Origin of the sequence: Mycobacterium sp. (genome assembly GCF_052144515.1) — a bacterium.
GTDB lineage: Bacteria > Actinomycetota > Actinomycetes > Mycobacteriales > Mycobacteriaceae > Mycobacterium.
In genome coordinates, this window is record NZ_JBKQQD010000389.1 from 18,366 (window position 1) to 33,521 (window position 15,156).

The following is a 15,156-nucleotide window of genomic DNA, read 5'->3' on the forward strand; positions in this document are numbered from 1 at the left end:
CGGCGACCATTAGCACAGCCGTTTCCCAGGCCGCACCCACCAGCACGCCACAGTGCATCGGCTTATCGAATTGTGCGCCACCACCGCCGGACGCTGAGGGCAATCCGGCGTGTTACTACGCAGATGGCTGGCGCGCGAATTCCTCCGGCGCCGGGATCGAAGTGTGGTATTTCCATGAGCCCCAGAACATGTCGAAACCCGACAAGATAATGGCTTTGGTGCGTAAGAAGGACGGCACCAACGACTCTCAGGACGCCAGCATCGATGCCGGCCAGCAGGCGCATCGCTTCGAATTTGCGACCATCGATGCGTCCGCTGTCCAAGAGGTATTGCTGAGCACCAGCGGTGGCCGCTGCTTCGTGATTGGTGGTCCCACGTGAACCGGGTTAAGGCAGGCTTTTTCAGCCTTACGCCTTCGGCACCCGCCGACGATGACGGCAGTTACCTGCGTTGGCATCTGCTCGATCATATGCCGGAGCAATACCAGCTACCGGGCATCGTGCACGGATTGCGCTGGATCGCAGATGGTGACTACGTCGACCATCGCCTTGCGGCCCGGGGACCGCTGGAACAGCTCGGCAACGCCGTCCACTACCTCGTCGGCGATCCCGTGGAAGAAACCTTCGATGACTTCGTAACACTCGGGCGTGCACTGCGGGAAAAGGGTCGCTTTCCGGTCACTCGACCGTCACTGCAAGTCTCCGGGCTACGACTGCTGGACTGGCAATCCTCGCCGCGCGCACTGATTTCCGCGGAGGTGGTGCCATTCCGGCCGCATCATGGAGTTCTGCTGATCGTCGAGGAAGCCGTCGACGGCCGCCCGAACCAATGGCTGCAATGGCTGCACGCCGAACACTATCCCGCGCTGCTCGCAACCCCGGGCACGGCCGGCGCGTGGACGTTCGGTACGACCAACGCATGGCGCGCCCAGCAGGGATGGCAGACCGAGCCCCACTACATCACGGTCGTATACCTCGACGACGACCCCCTCGCCACCACCGAGAATGTGGCGCCGCTCGTTGAAGAGCGCTGGCGATCAGCAGCGGTGCGACCTGTATTCGCCGGACCGCTGCGGACCATGATCAGTTGGGAAGCCTGGCCATAAGCGACCCATTGACTAACATTGTCTAACCGCGCTCACCTCTGAGATGCTGGCACCTTGGACATCTTCGCGGAGTGGCAAAGCGGCGGCACCGAACTTCGGTGGCGGTCGTCAACCCCAGCCAACGACGGACAGGAAGTCACGGTATTCAGCCGCCGCTGCGGCACACCCGGCGCCCCCGCGCTCGTGCTGGTGCACGGCTTCCCGACGTCGAGCATCGACTATTTCGCGTTGACGCGTGAACTGGGCTCAGAGTTCGACATGTTCCTACTGGACTTCCCCGGCCACGGACTGTCGGACAAGCCGCCCGAGCCCTACGTCTATTCGCTCTACGACGACGCGCGCCTGCTCGTCCACGCGATCACTGCGGAGTGGAAGCTGACGGAATTCCGAATGCTCACCCACGACCGCGGCACCAGCGTCGGCATGATCGCGCTGGACATGTTGGCCGCCGAAGATCCACCGGCTCTGCCCCTCGACGTCACCTTTACCAACGCCAACATCTACCTCCCGCTGTCTAATCTCACGGTGTGGCAAACTGCGCTGCTCGACCCCGCGACGGCGCGAGCCACGGCAGCAGCAACGACGCCGGAGACCCTGGCGGCCGGCATGGGAATGACCACGTTCATGCCGCGGCGAACGCCGGCCGACCCGGAGATCGCCGCGCTGGCGAAGTGCTTTGCCCACAACGACGGAGTCCGCGTGATGCCAGACGTCATCCAATATCTGAATGAGCGTGCCGCCGATGAAACCCGTTGGCTTAAAGCGCTTTCCCGCAGCGAGGTCAACATCACGGTGGTCTGGGGCCTGCATGACAACGTCGCGCCGGTGCGCGTCCCTAACTATGTGTGGCAGACGTATCTGAAGCTCAAGCCCGGCCGTAACCGCTACTGGGTGGTGCCGGGCGCCGACCACTATGTCCAATGCGACGCCCCCGCACAACTGGCCCAGATCGTTCGCCTCACGGCTCAAGGCGAGGACATCACGCTGCAGACACTCGGGAACCAACCCGACGGCGCGGTGCTGGTGGATCAAAGCGCACCACGCTAACAGCCCATACAGACATCTGCATGTGTATGGTGACGAAATCATTCGAGTGAACGGGAGAAATGTATGGCAGATCGGTTGGCCGGCAAGGTTGTACTGGTCAGCGGCGGCGCGCGCGGCATGGGCGCATCGCACGTGCGCACGATGGTGGCCGCGGGCGCCAAAGTGGTGTTTGGCGACATCCTCGACGACGAGGGCGAGGTGGTCGCCGAGGAACTCGGCGACAGCGCCCGCTACGTCCACCTCGACGTCACCCAACCCGACGACTGGGAGTCCGCGGTCGCGACGGCGGTCAGCGAATTCGGCGGTCTGCACGTCCTGGTCAACAACGCCGGGATCATCAACGTCGGGACCATCGAGGACTATGCACTGTCCGAGTGGCAACGGATTCTCGACATCAACCTGACCGGTGTGTTCCTCGGCATCCGGGCGGCGGTGAAGCCCATGAAGGAAGCCGGCCGCGGCTCGATCATCAACATCTCGTCCATCGAGGGAATGGCCGGCACCATCGCGTCCCACGGCTACACCGCGACCAAGTTCGCTGTTCGTGGGTTGACCAAGTCCGCGGCGTTGGAGTTGGGGCCCAGCGGGATTCGAGTCAATTCGATCCACCCGGGGCTGATCAAGACCCCGATGACGGACTGGGTTCCCGACGACATCTTTCAGAGCGCGCTGGGCCGGATCGGACAGCCGCAGGAGGTGTCCAACCTGGTGGTCTATCTAGCCAGCGACGACTCGAGCTACTCGACGGGCTCGGAATTCGTCGTCGACGGCGGCACCACGGCAGGGTTGGGGCACAAGGACTTCAGCGCGGTGGACGCGTCGCAACAACCGGAGTGGGTAACCTAGCCGGGCTGGGCCGCCGCGCAGACGCTATTGGGGCTGCTGGCAGCTAGTGTCGTTGTGCGCGTCAAGCTTTATGGCGGTTGACGAATGCTGCGGCGCGAGAAAGCGAAGGTCCAGAATGAGCGACTTGGGAAGGGTCGCGAATTGCTGGCTGTACGTTGACCCCGTCAGTGGTGCTCTCCGCGTAGAGCGCGAAGGCACCCGCACTGTCTCCGTCGTAAGCGCCATACGTTTGCAGTGCTTTGGCGACCATGAGCTGAAACGGCGTTAGGTTATACAAGCTGAGATCCAGGTTGGGGTCCAGTTGCATAAGCGTCCCCTCGGGGACGCCGTCGTGGGTAGTTCCATCGGATCTGGTGCCGGGGTAGGTAAAGGTCCACGTGTTGTCGGGGAGCGCATAGCGTAGCGCGTGCGTTATGACACCGGCGCTGACGTCCTGGGGCGTGATTGTCCCGCCGATGTAAGACAATTCACCGCCGGAGTGGCGCTGATCGGATACGTGCCCGCCTGACCCGGTGTCCGCGTGGTAGGTGGCCGAGGCGTGCGCCGACATCGAGCCCGGATCGAAAGACTCAAATTCGTAATCACATCCGTTGGTGGTATCGATCACGGCAAGGTGGGCATCCGCATCCGGGCTCGGCCTGTAGTTCGTTGTGTAGGGGATGGTGATGTGAGTGTTTGAGTTAGTCAGCGCAATTGATGCGGTCGGCGTGCCCGCGGGAGCCTTGTAGATGGGAACCGTCCACGCGTCATAGTTGAACACGATTCCGCTGACCCTGCGGTCGGCATAGATCAAACCAAGCCACAACAAGCTCCGGGGATCAACTGCTGGATGCGCGGGAATGCTGCGGTTGAAAAACGAGTCCGCTGAGAAATAATTGCTGTTCGGGCTTGCGCTGCCGGTGCCCGCCGGCGACACGGAGAAGTCTTCCTCGCCATCTCTTGATGAGTTGATGACGGTCACCTGAATGGTGTGGCGTCCTTGGTTTACGGCGCCAGAAACCAGATAGTCGGCATAGCTCGGATGCGGCTGATCTATCACCGCTGCGCCGTCGAAAGTCACCTGCACGCCAACGTCACCGGTGTCTGCATTCCAGTTGTAAGTGCCGGCTGGCGGAAAGTCGATCGATCCCGTATAAACGGCCGAGAAATGTCCGGCCCGCACGTCCAGGCCTGGCGCCTTGCTACCCCATGCGCCGCCGACGGCACTCTCGCACCTGATCAGCACCGGTAACCCGGTGTGGGTCAGATTGTTGTAGTACTAGCCAGGTAGCGATTGACCGGACACAATTCCGGTCCAGCGTGAGCGCTCGGGGTCGACACGACAACAAGACCGCATGCAAGAACGGGCGCGAATAGCAAACCCGGCAAACCCGGCAAACGCGGCATGACTCCTCCGAAGTCACTCTGGAATCATTTGCCACACTACTAACCTTTACATGTTTGCTGACGCTGAAACGCTGCCGTGTCGTCGTTTCCGTCGTCCATGGGCATTCACGCAGTCTCGAACGTGACGCTGGCGTCACGCTCGCGTTCGAGCGTGAGCCCAGCGTCACGCTCGTGCGATGTGCTGCTCCTCGCCGACGCAGCAACCTAATATTTGTTCGGGCGGGCTAGCCCCGTGAAGACAGGCAGCTTTGACCAGCCCCGCACGCTGGTGGTGTGGGCCTTGGTGGCGTTGGCGTAGTCGACTTCCCAATCTGGCCAGCGCTTGATGACCTCCTCCAACACCACCCGCGCCTGCATGCGCGCCAGCGCCGAGCCCAAACAGAAGTGCAGCCCGTGGCCGAAACTGAGATGCGCGGCGCCGCGATGGATGTCGAAGGTATCGGCATCGGGATACTTACGCTCGTCACGGTTGGCTGATCCGTTGAGCAACAACATAATCGAGCCCTCGGAAATCATGGTGCCGCGGCATTCGACGTCACGCGCGACGTAGCGCGCCTGCACCGGCGAGGGCGCTTCGTAGCGCAAGACCTCCTCGATCGCCAAAGGAATCAGCGACGGGTTCTCCACGATCTCTCGGCGCTGATCGGGGTGCTCGGCCAGCAGTTGGCCCATGAAACCGATCAGACGCGTCGTGGTCTCGTTGCCGGCGCCGGCGATCATGCTGACATAAAGCAGGACCTCGCTCCGCGTCAGCCGCCGGGTCCCGTCTTCATCCTCGAGCTCGGCGTTGAGCAGCTGCGTCATCAGATCGTCGGAGGGATGTTCTACCCGCCAATCGACGTAGTCGGCGAACATCTCATGGCTGTGCTCCAGAAAATCCTTGGGGACCGGCCTGAATGTGCCCTCCTTGAGCGTGATTTGGCGACCGCCGCGGTCACGGATCTCTTCCTGGTTTTCTTCGGGGATGCCCAAGAGGTAGCCGATCGTGCGCATCGGGACCATCGCGCCGATGTTCTCGATGAAGTCGAACCGCCCCGTGCCCATCAGCGGATCGAGTGCGCCCACACAGAAATCCCGGGTGAGTGGCTCGATCGCCTCCATCCGGCGCGGCGTGAAAACCCTAGAGAGCAAGCGGCGATGGCGATCATGGATGGGCGGATCCTCGAAAAGGATCACACCGGGCGGGAAGTCGATGTTGCTCATGATGATGTCCATGGTGGTGCCATGGCCCGACCGGTAGACCTCCCAATTGGTCAGCTCGGGGGCGACGTCTTCATACCGGCTCAGCGCGTAGAATTTGTACTTCTCGTTGTAATACAGCGGGGCTTCGTCGCGCAGCCTCTTCCAGATGGGGTACGGATCGTCGTCGATGTCGAAATCGAAAGGGTCGTAGTAAGCCTCCGTCGTGCCTGCTCCGGTCACAATGACGCCTTCCTCTCTAACAGAGCCTCGGGTAGCACGACTTCACCTACGCGCTTGAGATACGGCCACGCGATTTTCGGCGGCAACCCACCGCACAGGGGCGAGAGGTTCAACACCTTTCCGGCGCGGACCCACGAGATCGCTTCGGACACCGAGATAATCACGTGCGACGCGGGCTTGTCGCGCAGCTCATCAACGCTTGCCACGTGTGAGAAACCCGCCGTTGTCTCGTCGCCCGGGTTCCAGGCGGCGTAGGCCTGTACGTCGTGCAGTAGGTGCTCGCCCAGCTCCGACCAAGCCGCGTCGATGTCGTCGGCGACAAAGCACACCGAAGGGGTATCGCGGTCGGGAAAGAATGTCGCGCCCGGCGTGTGCCCGTGCTTTTCGCAGGCAGCCTCGTAGGCCCCCCGCATGCCGGGCGCATTCGCGTTTCCCAACATCCCCAGGCCGTACCTGCCCGCCCGCCGCGCCGCCGCCACCGTTCCGCCACCCCACATCAACCCGGGTCCACCGGCGGTCAGCGGACGCGGTGTCACCGTGATCCGTCGCCCGTCGTGAACCACCGTTTCACCGGCGAGCAGCCGCCGCAGCAACGCGAGCTTTTCGTCGGCGAGCCGCCCACGATCGCTCACCGCCAAGCCGAAGTGCTCGAACTCGTCGGGCCGGTACCCCAGGGCCAGGATGTATGACGCCCGCCCACCGCTGATGATGTCGAGGACCGCCATGTCTTCGGCGAGGCGTACCGGGTCGTAGAAGGGAAGAATCAGGATCAGGCTCAGGCCCAGACGTTGGGTGCGCGCGGCGATGGCGGGAGCCAGCATCAGCGGTGACGGCAGATATCCGTCCTCGGAGCCGTGATGCTCACACAAAACAGCGGCGAGGCCGCCGTGATCCTCGGCCCATGCGCACATCTCGGGCACCGCGGCATACAGCTCCGCCGGAGCAGCACCCCACGCCGGGTCGCGCATGTCGAAGCGCATCGTGAACACGGCAACTCCTAGACAACCTAAGGTTTGACCTGACGTACGCTACGTGGGCTCCAAGATCTGCGTCAACGCTTAGTCAAATACGTGCCGCGGCAGGGTCGTCGGGATGTCCAGCGAACTGAGCAGGCCCGGCGCCGCGTCCATGACGTAGGGAATCGCGTTGACCACCCGCATGGCCGTGGACACCATGGCGGCGTGCCCGGCGCCCTGGCCCGCGGCCTCCCCCAGCGTCATCACGCAGTGAACGTCGGGATCGCCTTCGATGTCGACCCGGTACGTCGCGTCGCACTCCGAGGTCGGCCAGTCGGGTGCGACATCGCGGGCCATCCGGATGACGTGTTCGATCACGATGGCCTCGCGGCCGTTGACCACACCCGCGGCCCGAGTTCGCACGGCCCCGCAGGTGCCCGCCTCGATAGTGCCGAATGCCACGCTGATGTGACGATCGGTCAGCTCACGGTCCAGTGTGCCGCGCACCTCCTCCACCTCGACGCCGAGTCCGCTTGCCATCAGGTAAATCGGTGCCTTCCAGGCCATCTCGATGAAGCCGGGTGTCTTGAGCATGGGTTCGAACTCCAGCGGGCGTCCGAAGCCCATCCCGTCCATCATCACGTCGGCCACCGGGTAGTGATCGTTGAGCGCGACCTCGCTGGCCGTGATGCTGCGGATGTTCTTTGATTGGGTCGTCATGAGCAACGCGAGCTGATCGGAGGCGAAGCCGGGAAAGATACCCGAGACGTAGAACGACGCGCCCCCGGCCTTGGCCGCCGCCTCGAGTTGATCGCGCCAGTCGGGGGCGAAATACGACGGCGGGTACACCAGGCTCGTCGACGACGTCGACACGACGTTGATCCCGGCCTCCAACAGCCGCGCGTAGTCGGGCACTGCGGCCGCGTCCCGCTCGGGACCGCTCGCGGCATACACCACACAGTCGGGCGCGAGGGCAATGAGCGCCTCGGCGTCATTGGTGGCCGCCACCCCCAACGGCTCACCACCCGCCAACTCGCCAGCGTCCTTGCCGACTTTGTCGGGTGAATTCACCCATACCCCAACGAGTTCCAGATCCGGTCGGCGCCTGATGGCGTCGATGGCGATCTTTCCGACTCCCCCGGTGGACCACACGACGGTACGCAGGGTGCGCATACGCAGTCTCCTTACTGGTCTTGGGCCCGCGCGGCGGCGGCCACGGCACGTTCCAGGTAGGGCCACGCCACCTCTGGTGCCAGGCCACCGCAGAGCGGGTGCAGTGGCAGCAGGCGTCCGCCGCGGATGTAGTCGGTCGCCTCGTCGGGCGTGAGAATGCGATATGGGCCACTCTCCTCGCGCAGCGCCGCGACGCTGTCGGCGCGGCTGATGCTCGCGACCGAATCGTCATGGGGCCGGTAGGACGCCGCCATGATCGCGTCGTGCAACAAGTGCGGTCCCAGCACGTCCCATGCCTCATCGACGGCCCCCGGTGCGTCGCTGGCGACGAAAACCGTTGTCGGAGCTCCCTCGACGGGAAACTGGATCATTCCGGGCTCGTGTCCGTGGGTGCGGCACTGCGATTCGTAGAACTCCTTCAGGCCCGGCAAGGCGGTCTGGGAGACAAATCCGAACCCGTGGGTGCCGGCGCGACGAGCGGCGGCCTTGCTGCCGCCGGCGATCAACACCATGGGCCCACCCTCCGTCGCGCATGGCGGGGTGACGCGGACCTGGCGGCCCCGATATTCGACGACCTCACCACGCACCAACGAGCCAAGCACCGCCAACATCTCGTCGGCCACCCGGCCGCGCGTGGCCATGTCGATGCCGAAGTGCTCGTACTCCTGACGCCGATGTCCGACACCAAACGCGTACCACACCCGTCCCCTGCTGATCAGGTCCAGGACGCTCATCTCTTCGGCGAGCCGGACGGGGTCCCATAACGGAATCGCCACGGCGGCCAGCAGTATTGCCAGAGTGCGCGTCCGAGCCGCGATCGCCGAGGCCAGCATCAGCGGCGCAGGCAGATGGCCGTCGTCGGCGCCGTGATGCTCCGACAGCACAGCGAGCGGCGCACCTCGCGTCTCCGCCCACGCGCACATGTCGATGGCCGCGCCGTAGAGGTCGGCGGCCGGCCCGGCCCAATCGGGCGCCCGCATGTCGAACCTGAGGGTGAACATCAGCGTCGCTGCCGACGGGCTATCGACACGTCCATGGGGGCTAACCTAACATTTGTTCTGCATAGCCAGTCCTTGACCTGTTTCCGGCCACTCCCCGCGTTCTCGACTGCCGGCTGATACGGGCCTTGGAAATGCCCAATTGAAGATGCTCCGCTCCAGAAATAGTCAATAATGACGGTTTTATTTCACGACAGGGCCGCTGCAGATCAATGCTCAGTTCAGCCAGTCTGCGAGCACCTCGTCGGTGTGTTGGCCGGGCACGCAGGGCGGGCTGTCCACCACCGCCGGCGTGCGCGAGAACCGGGGAGCCGGGGATGGTTGGGTTATGCCATTGCCGACGAAAAAAGTTTTGCGGGCTGCCAATTGCGGGTGGCCGGGCGCATCAGACATGCCGAGCACGGGTGCCACGCAGGCGTCGCTGTCGCTGAATATCTTTGCCCAGTCCCGTTGCGTGCGCGCGGCGAACGCGGCGCCGATCATGGCTCGCAGCTGCGGCCAAGCGTCGCGGTCGAATTGCGCATTGGGGTCCGACGGTAGTTCGAGAAGTCGCAGGAACTCGGCATAGAACTGCGGTTCGAGCGCGCCGACGGCCATGAACTTTGCGTCCGAGGTCTGATAGACGCCGTAGAACGGCGAACCGCCATCGCCGAGGTTGGTGCCGCGTTCATCGGACCAGACTCCCCCCGCATAGCAGCTGTAGATCATGGTCATCAGATGGGCGGTGCCATCGACGATCGCCGCGTCGACCACCTGGCCACGGCCGCTTCGTCGGGCCTCGTCGAGGGCAGCCAGCATGCCCACCAGCAGGTACATGCTTCCGCCGGCGAAGTCGCCGACGAGGTTGAGCGGGATCTGCGGGGGGCCACCGGCTTGCCCGATCGCGTGCAGCGCTCCGGTGGGTGCGATGTAGGTGATGTCGTGTCCGGCGGTATGCGCGATCGGGCCGTCCTGACCCCATCCGGTCATGCGTCCGTAGATTAATTGGGGTCGCCGCCGCAGGCATGGTTCGGGTCCGATCCCGAGACGTTCGACCACCCCGGGACGGAAACCCTCGAACAGGATGTCGGCATGCTCGACCAGTGACAGCACCGTGTCGGCGCCGCCGGGTTTCGCGAGATCGACGGCGATCGAGCGTTTTCCGCGGTTGAGCAGGTCCTCGGCCCACGGCACGAGTTGCATGCCCCCGCCACCGGGGCGATCGACACGCACCACGTCGGCGCCCAGATCCGCGAGCAGCATTCCGCAGAAGGGCCCCGGTCCGATCACGGCTATTTCGAGAACCTTCACACCGGACAAAGGACCAGTCGTCATGTCCGTCTCCACTCAGCGCTTCAATACTAGTCAATATTGACTAGTATTGAAGGTAGCGCTAGTTTCTGTACTGTGTCAATTTGCAGCACAACTTTGAGGAGTTCACCTTGACTGCTAGGAGTTCGACCGCTGCCCCGCCCGTCCGGATCAGTCAGCGCGAGCGTCGTCAGGCCGCGGAACGAAAGCTGCTTGACGCCACGGTTTCGATCCTGATCGAGCGCGGCTACGCGGCAACCACCACGCTCGAGGTGCAAAAGCAAGCCGGCGTTTCTCGCGGGGTCCTGTTGCACTATTTCGGGTCCCGGGGCGAGCTCATCAGCGCGGCGGCACGCCATTTGTATGCCACGAAAGTCGGTGCGGTGCGGCTGCGTGCAGCCGAGACACTCGACGGCGAGGACTGGGCATCGCTGCTTTGGCAGGTCATCTCGGGCCCCTTAGGTGGAGCCTCCCTCGAGCTGCTCATTGCTGCCCGACACGATCCCGACATGCGCGACTACCTCAAACCCCTGGAACGCGAGTTCGCGCGCGCGAACCTCGACCTGTGCAAGGCGCTGCTCGGCGAGCAGCGCGCCGGCCACAAACGATTCTCCGAATTCTGCATAGTGGTGATCAATTCGATGCTGGGAGCTGCGGCCAGCAAACCGGGCCATGGCAGCGCGGAGGAGAAGCGCCTGCTCGAAGCGTGGCGGCGGATTCCCGACCTCTACTTCGGCCCGGCGACAACCGACAAGTGACCGCGGGTTCGGTCGGCCCGGCCTAATCGCCGCCGAACATCACGGGCCACGAACAGGCGCAGCAAAGCGCCAACGGTGCGGCCTCGCCGGCGCGAGTAGGGGTACCACAGCAATTGGTTCTCCATCCTCGGCACGCGTGGCGTGGTGATGGCCTGCTGACGGCAGTACTTCCGGATACCCTGCGGGCCGCCCAGCCGGGACCCGAGGCCTGAGCTCTTCCAGCCGCCATGTGGCAGGGGAAAGCAGAACAAGTTCGAGTAGGCGTCGTTGATGTTCACGGCGCCAACCTCGAGCCGGTGTGCGATCTCGCGTCCGTGGCCGATGTCCTTGGTCCACACCGTCGCCGACAGCCCGTACTGGGAGTCGTTGGCCAACCGGATCGCCTCTTCTTCGTCGGCGACCTTCATCACCGGGATCGTCGGGCCGAAAGTCTCGTCGCGCATGCAGGCCATCGAATGATCGACGTCGAGAAGAATAGTGGGCTCGAAGAACCCGCCGTTGCCGGCCATCTTTCCGCCGGTCGCGATCGTGGCCCCTTGGGCCACGGCATCCCGGACATGGCTCCGCACGATCTCAACCTGCTGCTTGGTGACCAAAGCGCCGACATCGGCTGAATACGAACCGTTGTCGACCCCCTGCCTGATCGACCGCACCCGTTCGGTGAGCAGCGCGACAAAACGGTCATAGACCGGCGCCTCGACGTACACCCGCTCCACTGAGATGCAGGCCTGACCCGAGTTGAACAGTGCCCCCCACGCGATGCCGTTGGCGGCGCGCGAAAGATCGGCGTCGGCCAGGACGATGGCCGGGTCCTTGCCGCCCAGTTCGACGCCGCAGGGAATCAATCGTTCGGCCGCCCGCGCGGCGATGGCCCGTCCAGTCTTGGTGGAACCGGTGAACTGCACCATGTCCACGGAGTCCACCACGGCTGCACCCGTCGCGCCCAGACCGGTGACACACGCGAACACCGGCGGTGCACCGATCTGTTCCCAGCCGCGGGCGAGTTCCCGCGCGGACAACGGAGTGACCTCCGAGGGCTTGATGAGTACGGCCGCCCCGGCCAGTAGTGCCGCGACGGCGTCGACACCCGGAATGAGTAACGGGAAGTTCCAGGGCGTGATCACGCCGACGACCGGATACGGGCGGTACACCCTGGTGAGCTTCTTGGTGGCAGTGAGGGGACCGTGCGGTCTGAACTTTTTTTCCGCGAGGTACTTGGGTGCCCGGTCGGCGTAGTAGTTGATCGCGTCGCAGGTGACCATGATTTCGAATGCCGCCTCGACTCGAGGCTTACCGGTCTCGGCGGCCACTATATCGACGAGTCGGGATTCGTTGTCCAGCAACCAGTTCCGCAGCTTTCGCAACCAGACTGCGCGCGCCTCGGGGCCCAGCGCCTCCCAGGACGATTGATGGGTTCGCAGTTCGTCCACGACCGCGGCGACCGCCTCAGCGGATTGCGCGGCAACACTTCCGATGAGCTCACCCGTCGCGGGGTTGCGCACGTCGATTACCTCGGTACCCGAGGTCGACAGCCGATCGATACTCACGAGGTGCTCCTCGGTTGGTGGATGGCGTTGGCGAACTGCCCGATTTGCTGCAGCGCGTCGCGTGTCTCGGGAAGCCACGTCCCGAGCTGATGCCAGGCGTGCGGAACCTCTGGGAAGACCTCGAGCCATACCGGTACTCCGGCCGCTCGCGCGCGCTCGGTCGCCCGCACCGAATCGTCACGCAACACCTCGGTGTGCCCGGTCTGGAACAGCAGCGGTGGCAGGCCCGCGAAGTCACCGAACACCGGAGATATCAGGGGGTCTGTCGCATCGACATCCGGTCGGTACCACCGCTTCAGGAAAGCCAGCCCACGCGCGCCCAGTGCGGTGTCGCAGCCCGCATTGATGCTGATCGAAGGGCTGGACCAGGAGAAGTCGAAGCCGCCGCTGATCATGACCGCGCCCGCAGGCATCGGGAGGGCGGCGTCGCGGGCCCGCTGCAACGTGACGAGGGCAGCGTTGGCGCCGGCCGAGTCGCCCGCGATCATCAACTGACCGGGCTCCTGCCCGGCGTCGAGTAATGCCTCATAGGCGCGCAGACAATCGTCGATGGCCGCCGGAAACGGGTGCTCGGGAGCCAACCGGTAAGCCGGAACCACGACGCGGGTCTGCAGGTCATTCGCCAGCCGCGAGAGGAATCCGGTGTAGAGGCTGCGGGGGTACATCAGGAATCCACCACCATGCAGATACAGCACGGTGCGCCCGTGCTTTGTGCGAGCAGGGTGGAATTCGCGCGTGGTCAGGCCGCCCAATTCCCCATCGACGATCCGGCATCCCGGTGCGGGCCGGGCGAGAAGGCCCGCTGCCACACCGGCCCGGTCGAAGAACGCGCGCATCCCGTCGAGGTCTTCGTGGTATCGGCGAAACGCCGATTGAGACGCCGCACGGACCACCGGATTGACGAGGCGCAGGGCGACGCTTCCCCGGTGCCCGCTCATCTAGACGCCGCGCCGAGGATGGTCACGGTCGCCACTGCCGCGTCGGGTCCCATGTAGCCTCCCGCATTTTCTGCCAAGGCGATCCGTGCGCGGTCGACCTGACGCTCGCCACAACGGCCGCGAAGTTGCTCGGTGAGCTCAACGATCTGCGCGAGACCGCTTGCCCCGATCGGGTGTCCTTTGCTTTCCAAGCCACCGCTGGGGTTGACCGGCAGCCTGCCCCCAATGCTGGTGTCGCCCTTGCGAATCATGTCCACGGCCCCGCCGGGATTGGCCAGCCCGAGTTCTTCGAGCACGATCAACTCGGCCGGCGACGTGGCGTCGTGGCATTCCAGCACGTCCACCTCGGCCGGGTCGATGCCGGCCCAGTCGAACGCACGCTTCGCCACACCTGCGACAAGCTGCCCGCCGACGCCGGGTTTCGACGCGCCGGTCATGGTGGCGAGCACCGTGATCGGCTCGGCGCCCCAGTGCGCCGCGATGTCCGGCGTGGTCACGATGACCGCAGCAGAGCCGTCGCCGATGGGCGAACACATCGGCAGGGTCAGCGGACCGGAGATCGTGCGTGCAGCCAGCACCTGCTCGAGGGTGAAACGGGTTCGGTACTGCGCCTTGGGATTAAGCGCACCGTGGTCGTGGTTCTTGACCGCAACGCGAGCGAAGTCCTCCTGGGTCGCGCCGGTGCGGTCCATGTAGTCGGTGGCTGCTTTTGCGTAGACATCCATGAAGACCGATTGGTCCCCGCCGCTGACGCCGATTTCGGCGAAGATCTCTGCGAGCCGATCCTGATCCAGCGCGCTGCCCATGGCGGCGAAAGTCAGCTGCTTGTCGGGGTGATAGAGCTTCTCGGCACCCACCGCCAACGCGACATCGACGTAGCCCGACGCGACCGCGAGCCACGCCTGATTGAGTGCCGTCGACCCAGAGGCACAGGCGTTTTCGATGTTGATCAGGGGAATGCCGTTGAGCCCTGCCTCGCGCATGGCATGCTGTCCGCGCACGGAGTGCTGGCCCTGCAGGATCCCGGACGCGGTGTTCGCGTAGTAGATCGTGTCGATGCCCTTGTCCGAGTCGCCCATCTCCGAATCCTTGATGGCGGCCTGAACCGATTCGGCGACAAGCGATTTGATGCTGCGCTCGAGAAACTTGCCGAATGCGGTCATTCCAACCCCGGCCACCACGACGGTGCGCAGCGAAGCTTCGTCATTGGTCATCGCGCCAGCACCTCCTTGCCGATGAGCTCGCGCGCGATCACGAGCTTCTGAATTTGCGGTGTGCCGTCGCCGATCATGCACCCCGAGACATCGCGCAGCATTGCCTGCAATGGCATCTCATCGGACCAGCCGACTTGGCCGTGCAGCACGATGCAGTCGCGGATCGCGTTGTGCGCGACCAACGGTCCCCACCACTTGAGCATCGCGGCCTCACTCGTGTGCGGCTGTCCCGCCATCCGCAGTCCCAGGGCGTGATAGCCCAGCGCCCGTACCGCCGAAACGTAGGTGCTGTGTTCGGCGATCACGAACGACACACCCTGATTGGCTGCTATTGGCCGGCCGAACGTCTCACGCTGTTTGGAGTATTCGATCGCCATGTCGAGCGCGCGTTGTGCGGTGCCGATGTTCATCAGCGCGATCAGTGTTCGGCTCAAATCGAATTCGTGCATCACCATCGCGAATCCGCGTCCGATCTC

The 15,156-nt window shown here is 64.3% G+C and carries 15 protein-coding genes; 5 read left to right on the top strand and 10 right to left on the bottom strand.

The window, feature by feature from the left end; genetic code table 11:
- Positions 1-188 precede the first annotated feature (188 nt).
- The 4 genes from ACLP9N_RS25950 to ACLP9N_RS25965 all read left to right on the top strand — a co-directional run bounded on the left by ACLP9N_RS25950 (position 189) and on the right by ACLP9N_RS25965 (position 2,998).
- Positions 189-380: a hypothetical protein gene (locus ACLP9N_RS25950; protein WP_442410068.1), complete on the top strand. Its 192-nt coding sequence runs from the start codon at positions 189-191 to the stop codon at positions 378-380.
- Positions 377-1,105 (top strand): hypothetical protein, encoded by a 729-nt coding sequence (locus ACLP9N_RS25955; protein ID WP_442410069.1) that lies wholly within the window; start codon positions 377-379, stop codon positions 1,103-1,105. Before ACLP9N_RS25950 ends, ACLP9N_RS25955 begins: the two co-directional genes overlap by 4 nt.
- 54 nt (positions 1,106-1,159) lie before the next feature.
- Positions 1,160-2,152, top strand: a complete 993-nt coding sequence (locus ACLP9N_RS25960) for an alpha/beta fold hydrolase (RefSeq protein WP_442410070.1) — start codon at positions 1,160-1,162, stop codon at positions 2,150-2,152.
- A gap of 63 nt (positions 2,153-2,215) precedes the next feature.
- Entirely contained in the window at positions 2,216-2,998 is a 783-nt protein-coding gene (locus ACLP9N_RS25965; protein WP_442410071.1) for an SDR family oxidoreductase, read from the top strand.
- Between the two features lie 61 nt (positions 2,999-3,059).
- Here the strand turns inward: ACLP9N_RS25965 and ACLP9N_RS25970 are convergent, their stop codons facing one another.
- The 6 genes from ACLP9N_RS25970 to ACLP9N_RS25995 form a co-directional block, all read right to left on the bottom strand.
- Positions 3,060-4,244 carry a hypothetical protein gene (locus tag ACLP9N_RS25970; protein WP_442410082.1) on the bottom strand — a complete coding sequence of 395 codons (1,185 nt, stop codon included), beginning with the start codon at positions 4,242-4,244 and terminating at the stop codon, positions 3,060-3,062.
- A gap of 344 nt (positions 4,245-4,588) precedes the next feature.
- Entirely contained in the window at positions 4,589-5,806 is a 1,218-nt protein-coding gene (locus tag ACLP9N_RS25975) for a cytochrome P450 (protein ID WP_442410072.1), read from the bottom strand.
- Entirely contained in the window at positions 5,803-6,795 is a 993-nt protein-coding gene (locus ACLP9N_RS25980; protein WP_442410073.1) for an LLM class flavin-dependent oxidoreductase, read from the bottom strand. Before ACLP9N_RS25980 ends, ACLP9N_RS25975 begins: the two co-directional genes overlap by 4 nt.
- 69 nt (positions 6,796-6,864) lie before the next feature.
- Positions 6,865-7,935 (bottom strand): NAD(P)H-dependent amine dehydrogenase family protein, encoded by a 1,071-nt coding sequence (locus ACLP9N_RS25985; protein WP_442410074.1) that lies wholly within the window; start codon positions 7,933-7,935, stop codon positions 6,865-6,867.
- 11 nt (positions 7,936-7,946) lie between these two features.
- Positions 7,947-8,936 (bottom strand): LLM class flavin-dependent oxidoreductase, encoded by a 990-nt coding sequence (locus tag ACLP9N_RS25990; protein WP_442410075.1) that lies wholly within the window; start codon positions 8,934-8,936, stop codon positions 7,947-7,949.
- A gap of 213 nt (positions 8,937-9,149) precedes the next feature.
- Positions 9,150-10,247 carry a CaiB/BaiF CoA transferase family protein gene (locus ACLP9N_RS25995; RefSeq protein ID WP_442410076.1) on the bottom strand — a complete coding sequence of 366 codons (1,098 nt, stop codon included), beginning with the start codon at positions 10,245-10,247 and terminating at the stop codon, positions 9,150-9,152.
- Between the two features lie 107 nt (positions 10,248-10,354).
- Between ACLP9N_RS25995 and ACLP9N_RS26000 the strand changes: the two genes are divergently transcribed.
- A complete protein-coding gene (locus ACLP9N_RS26000) occupies positions 10,355-10,981 on the top strand; it encodes a TetR/AcrR family transcriptional regulator (RefSeq protein WP_442410077.1) in 627 nt (208 codons plus the stop codon).
- Here ACLP9N_RS26000 and ACLP9N_RS26005 read toward each other — a convergent pair.
- From ACLP9N_RS26005 to ACLP9N_RS26020, 4 genes are all read right to left on the bottom strand, one after another.
- Positions 10,951-12,528: an aldehyde dehydrogenase family protein gene (locus ACLP9N_RS26005; protein WP_442410078.1), complete on the bottom strand. Its 1,578-nt coding sequence runs from the start codon at positions 12,526-12,528 to the stop codon at positions 10,951-10,953. The genes ACLP9N_RS26000 and ACLP9N_RS26005 overlap by 31 nt on opposite strands.
- Positions 12,525-13,466 carry an alpha/beta hydrolase gene (locus ACLP9N_RS26010; protein WP_442410079.1) on the bottom strand — a complete coding sequence of 314 codons (942 nt, stop codon included), beginning with the start codon at positions 13,464-13,466 and terminating at the stop codon, positions 12,525-12,527. Before ACLP9N_RS26010 ends, ACLP9N_RS26005 begins: the two co-directional genes overlap by 4 nt.
- Positions 13,463-14,680 (bottom strand): thiolase family protein, encoded by a 1,218-nt coding sequence (locus ACLP9N_RS26015; protein ID WP_442410080.1) that lies wholly within the window; start codon positions 14,678-14,680, stop codon positions 13,463-13,465. The genes ACLP9N_RS26010 and ACLP9N_RS26015 overlap by 4 nt, the downstream gene beginning before the upstream one ends.
- Positions 14,677-15,156, bottom strand: a 480-nt coding sequence (locus ACLP9N_RS26020) for an acyl-CoA dehydrogenase family protein (protein ID WP_442410081.1), incomplete at its 5' end; no start/stop codon positions are given. The genes ACLP9N_RS26015 and ACLP9N_RS26020, both read right to left, overlap by 4 nt.

What these genes read in the sequence shown, in the direction of transcription:
- ACLP9N_RS25950 (WP_442410068.1), top strand. Translation starts at nt 189, where the DNA reads ATGTCGAAACCCGACAAGATAATGGCTTTGGTGCGTAAGAAGGACGGC.
- ACLP9N_RS25965 (WP_442410071.1), top strand. Translation starts at nt 2,216, where the DNA reads ATGGCAGATCGGTTGGCCGGCAAGGTTGTACTGGTCAGCGGCGGCGCG.
- ACLP9N_RS25985 (WP_442410074.1), bottom strand. Translation starts at nt 7,935, where the DNA reads ATGCGCACCCTGCGTACCGTCGTGTGGTCCACCGGGGGAGTCGGAAAG.
- ACLP9N_RS25990 (WP_442410075.1), bottom strand. Translation starts at nt 8,936, where the DNA reads ATGTTCACCCTCAGGTTCGACATGCGGGCGCCCGATTGGGCCGGGCCG.
- ACLP9N_RS25995 (WP_442410076.1), bottom strand. Translation starts at nt 10,247, where the DNA reads ATGACGACTGGTCCTTTGTCCGGTGTGAAGGTTCTCGAAATAGCCGTG.
- ACLP9N_RS26010 (WP_442410079.1), bottom strand. Translation starts at nt 13,466, where the DNA reads ATGAGCGGGCACCGGGGAAGCGTCGCCCTGCGCCTCGTCAATCCGGTG.
- ACLP9N_RS26015 (WP_442410080.1), bottom strand. Translation starts at nt 14,680, where the DNA reads ATGACCAATGACGAAGCTTCGCTGCGCACCGTCGTGGTGGCCGGGGTT.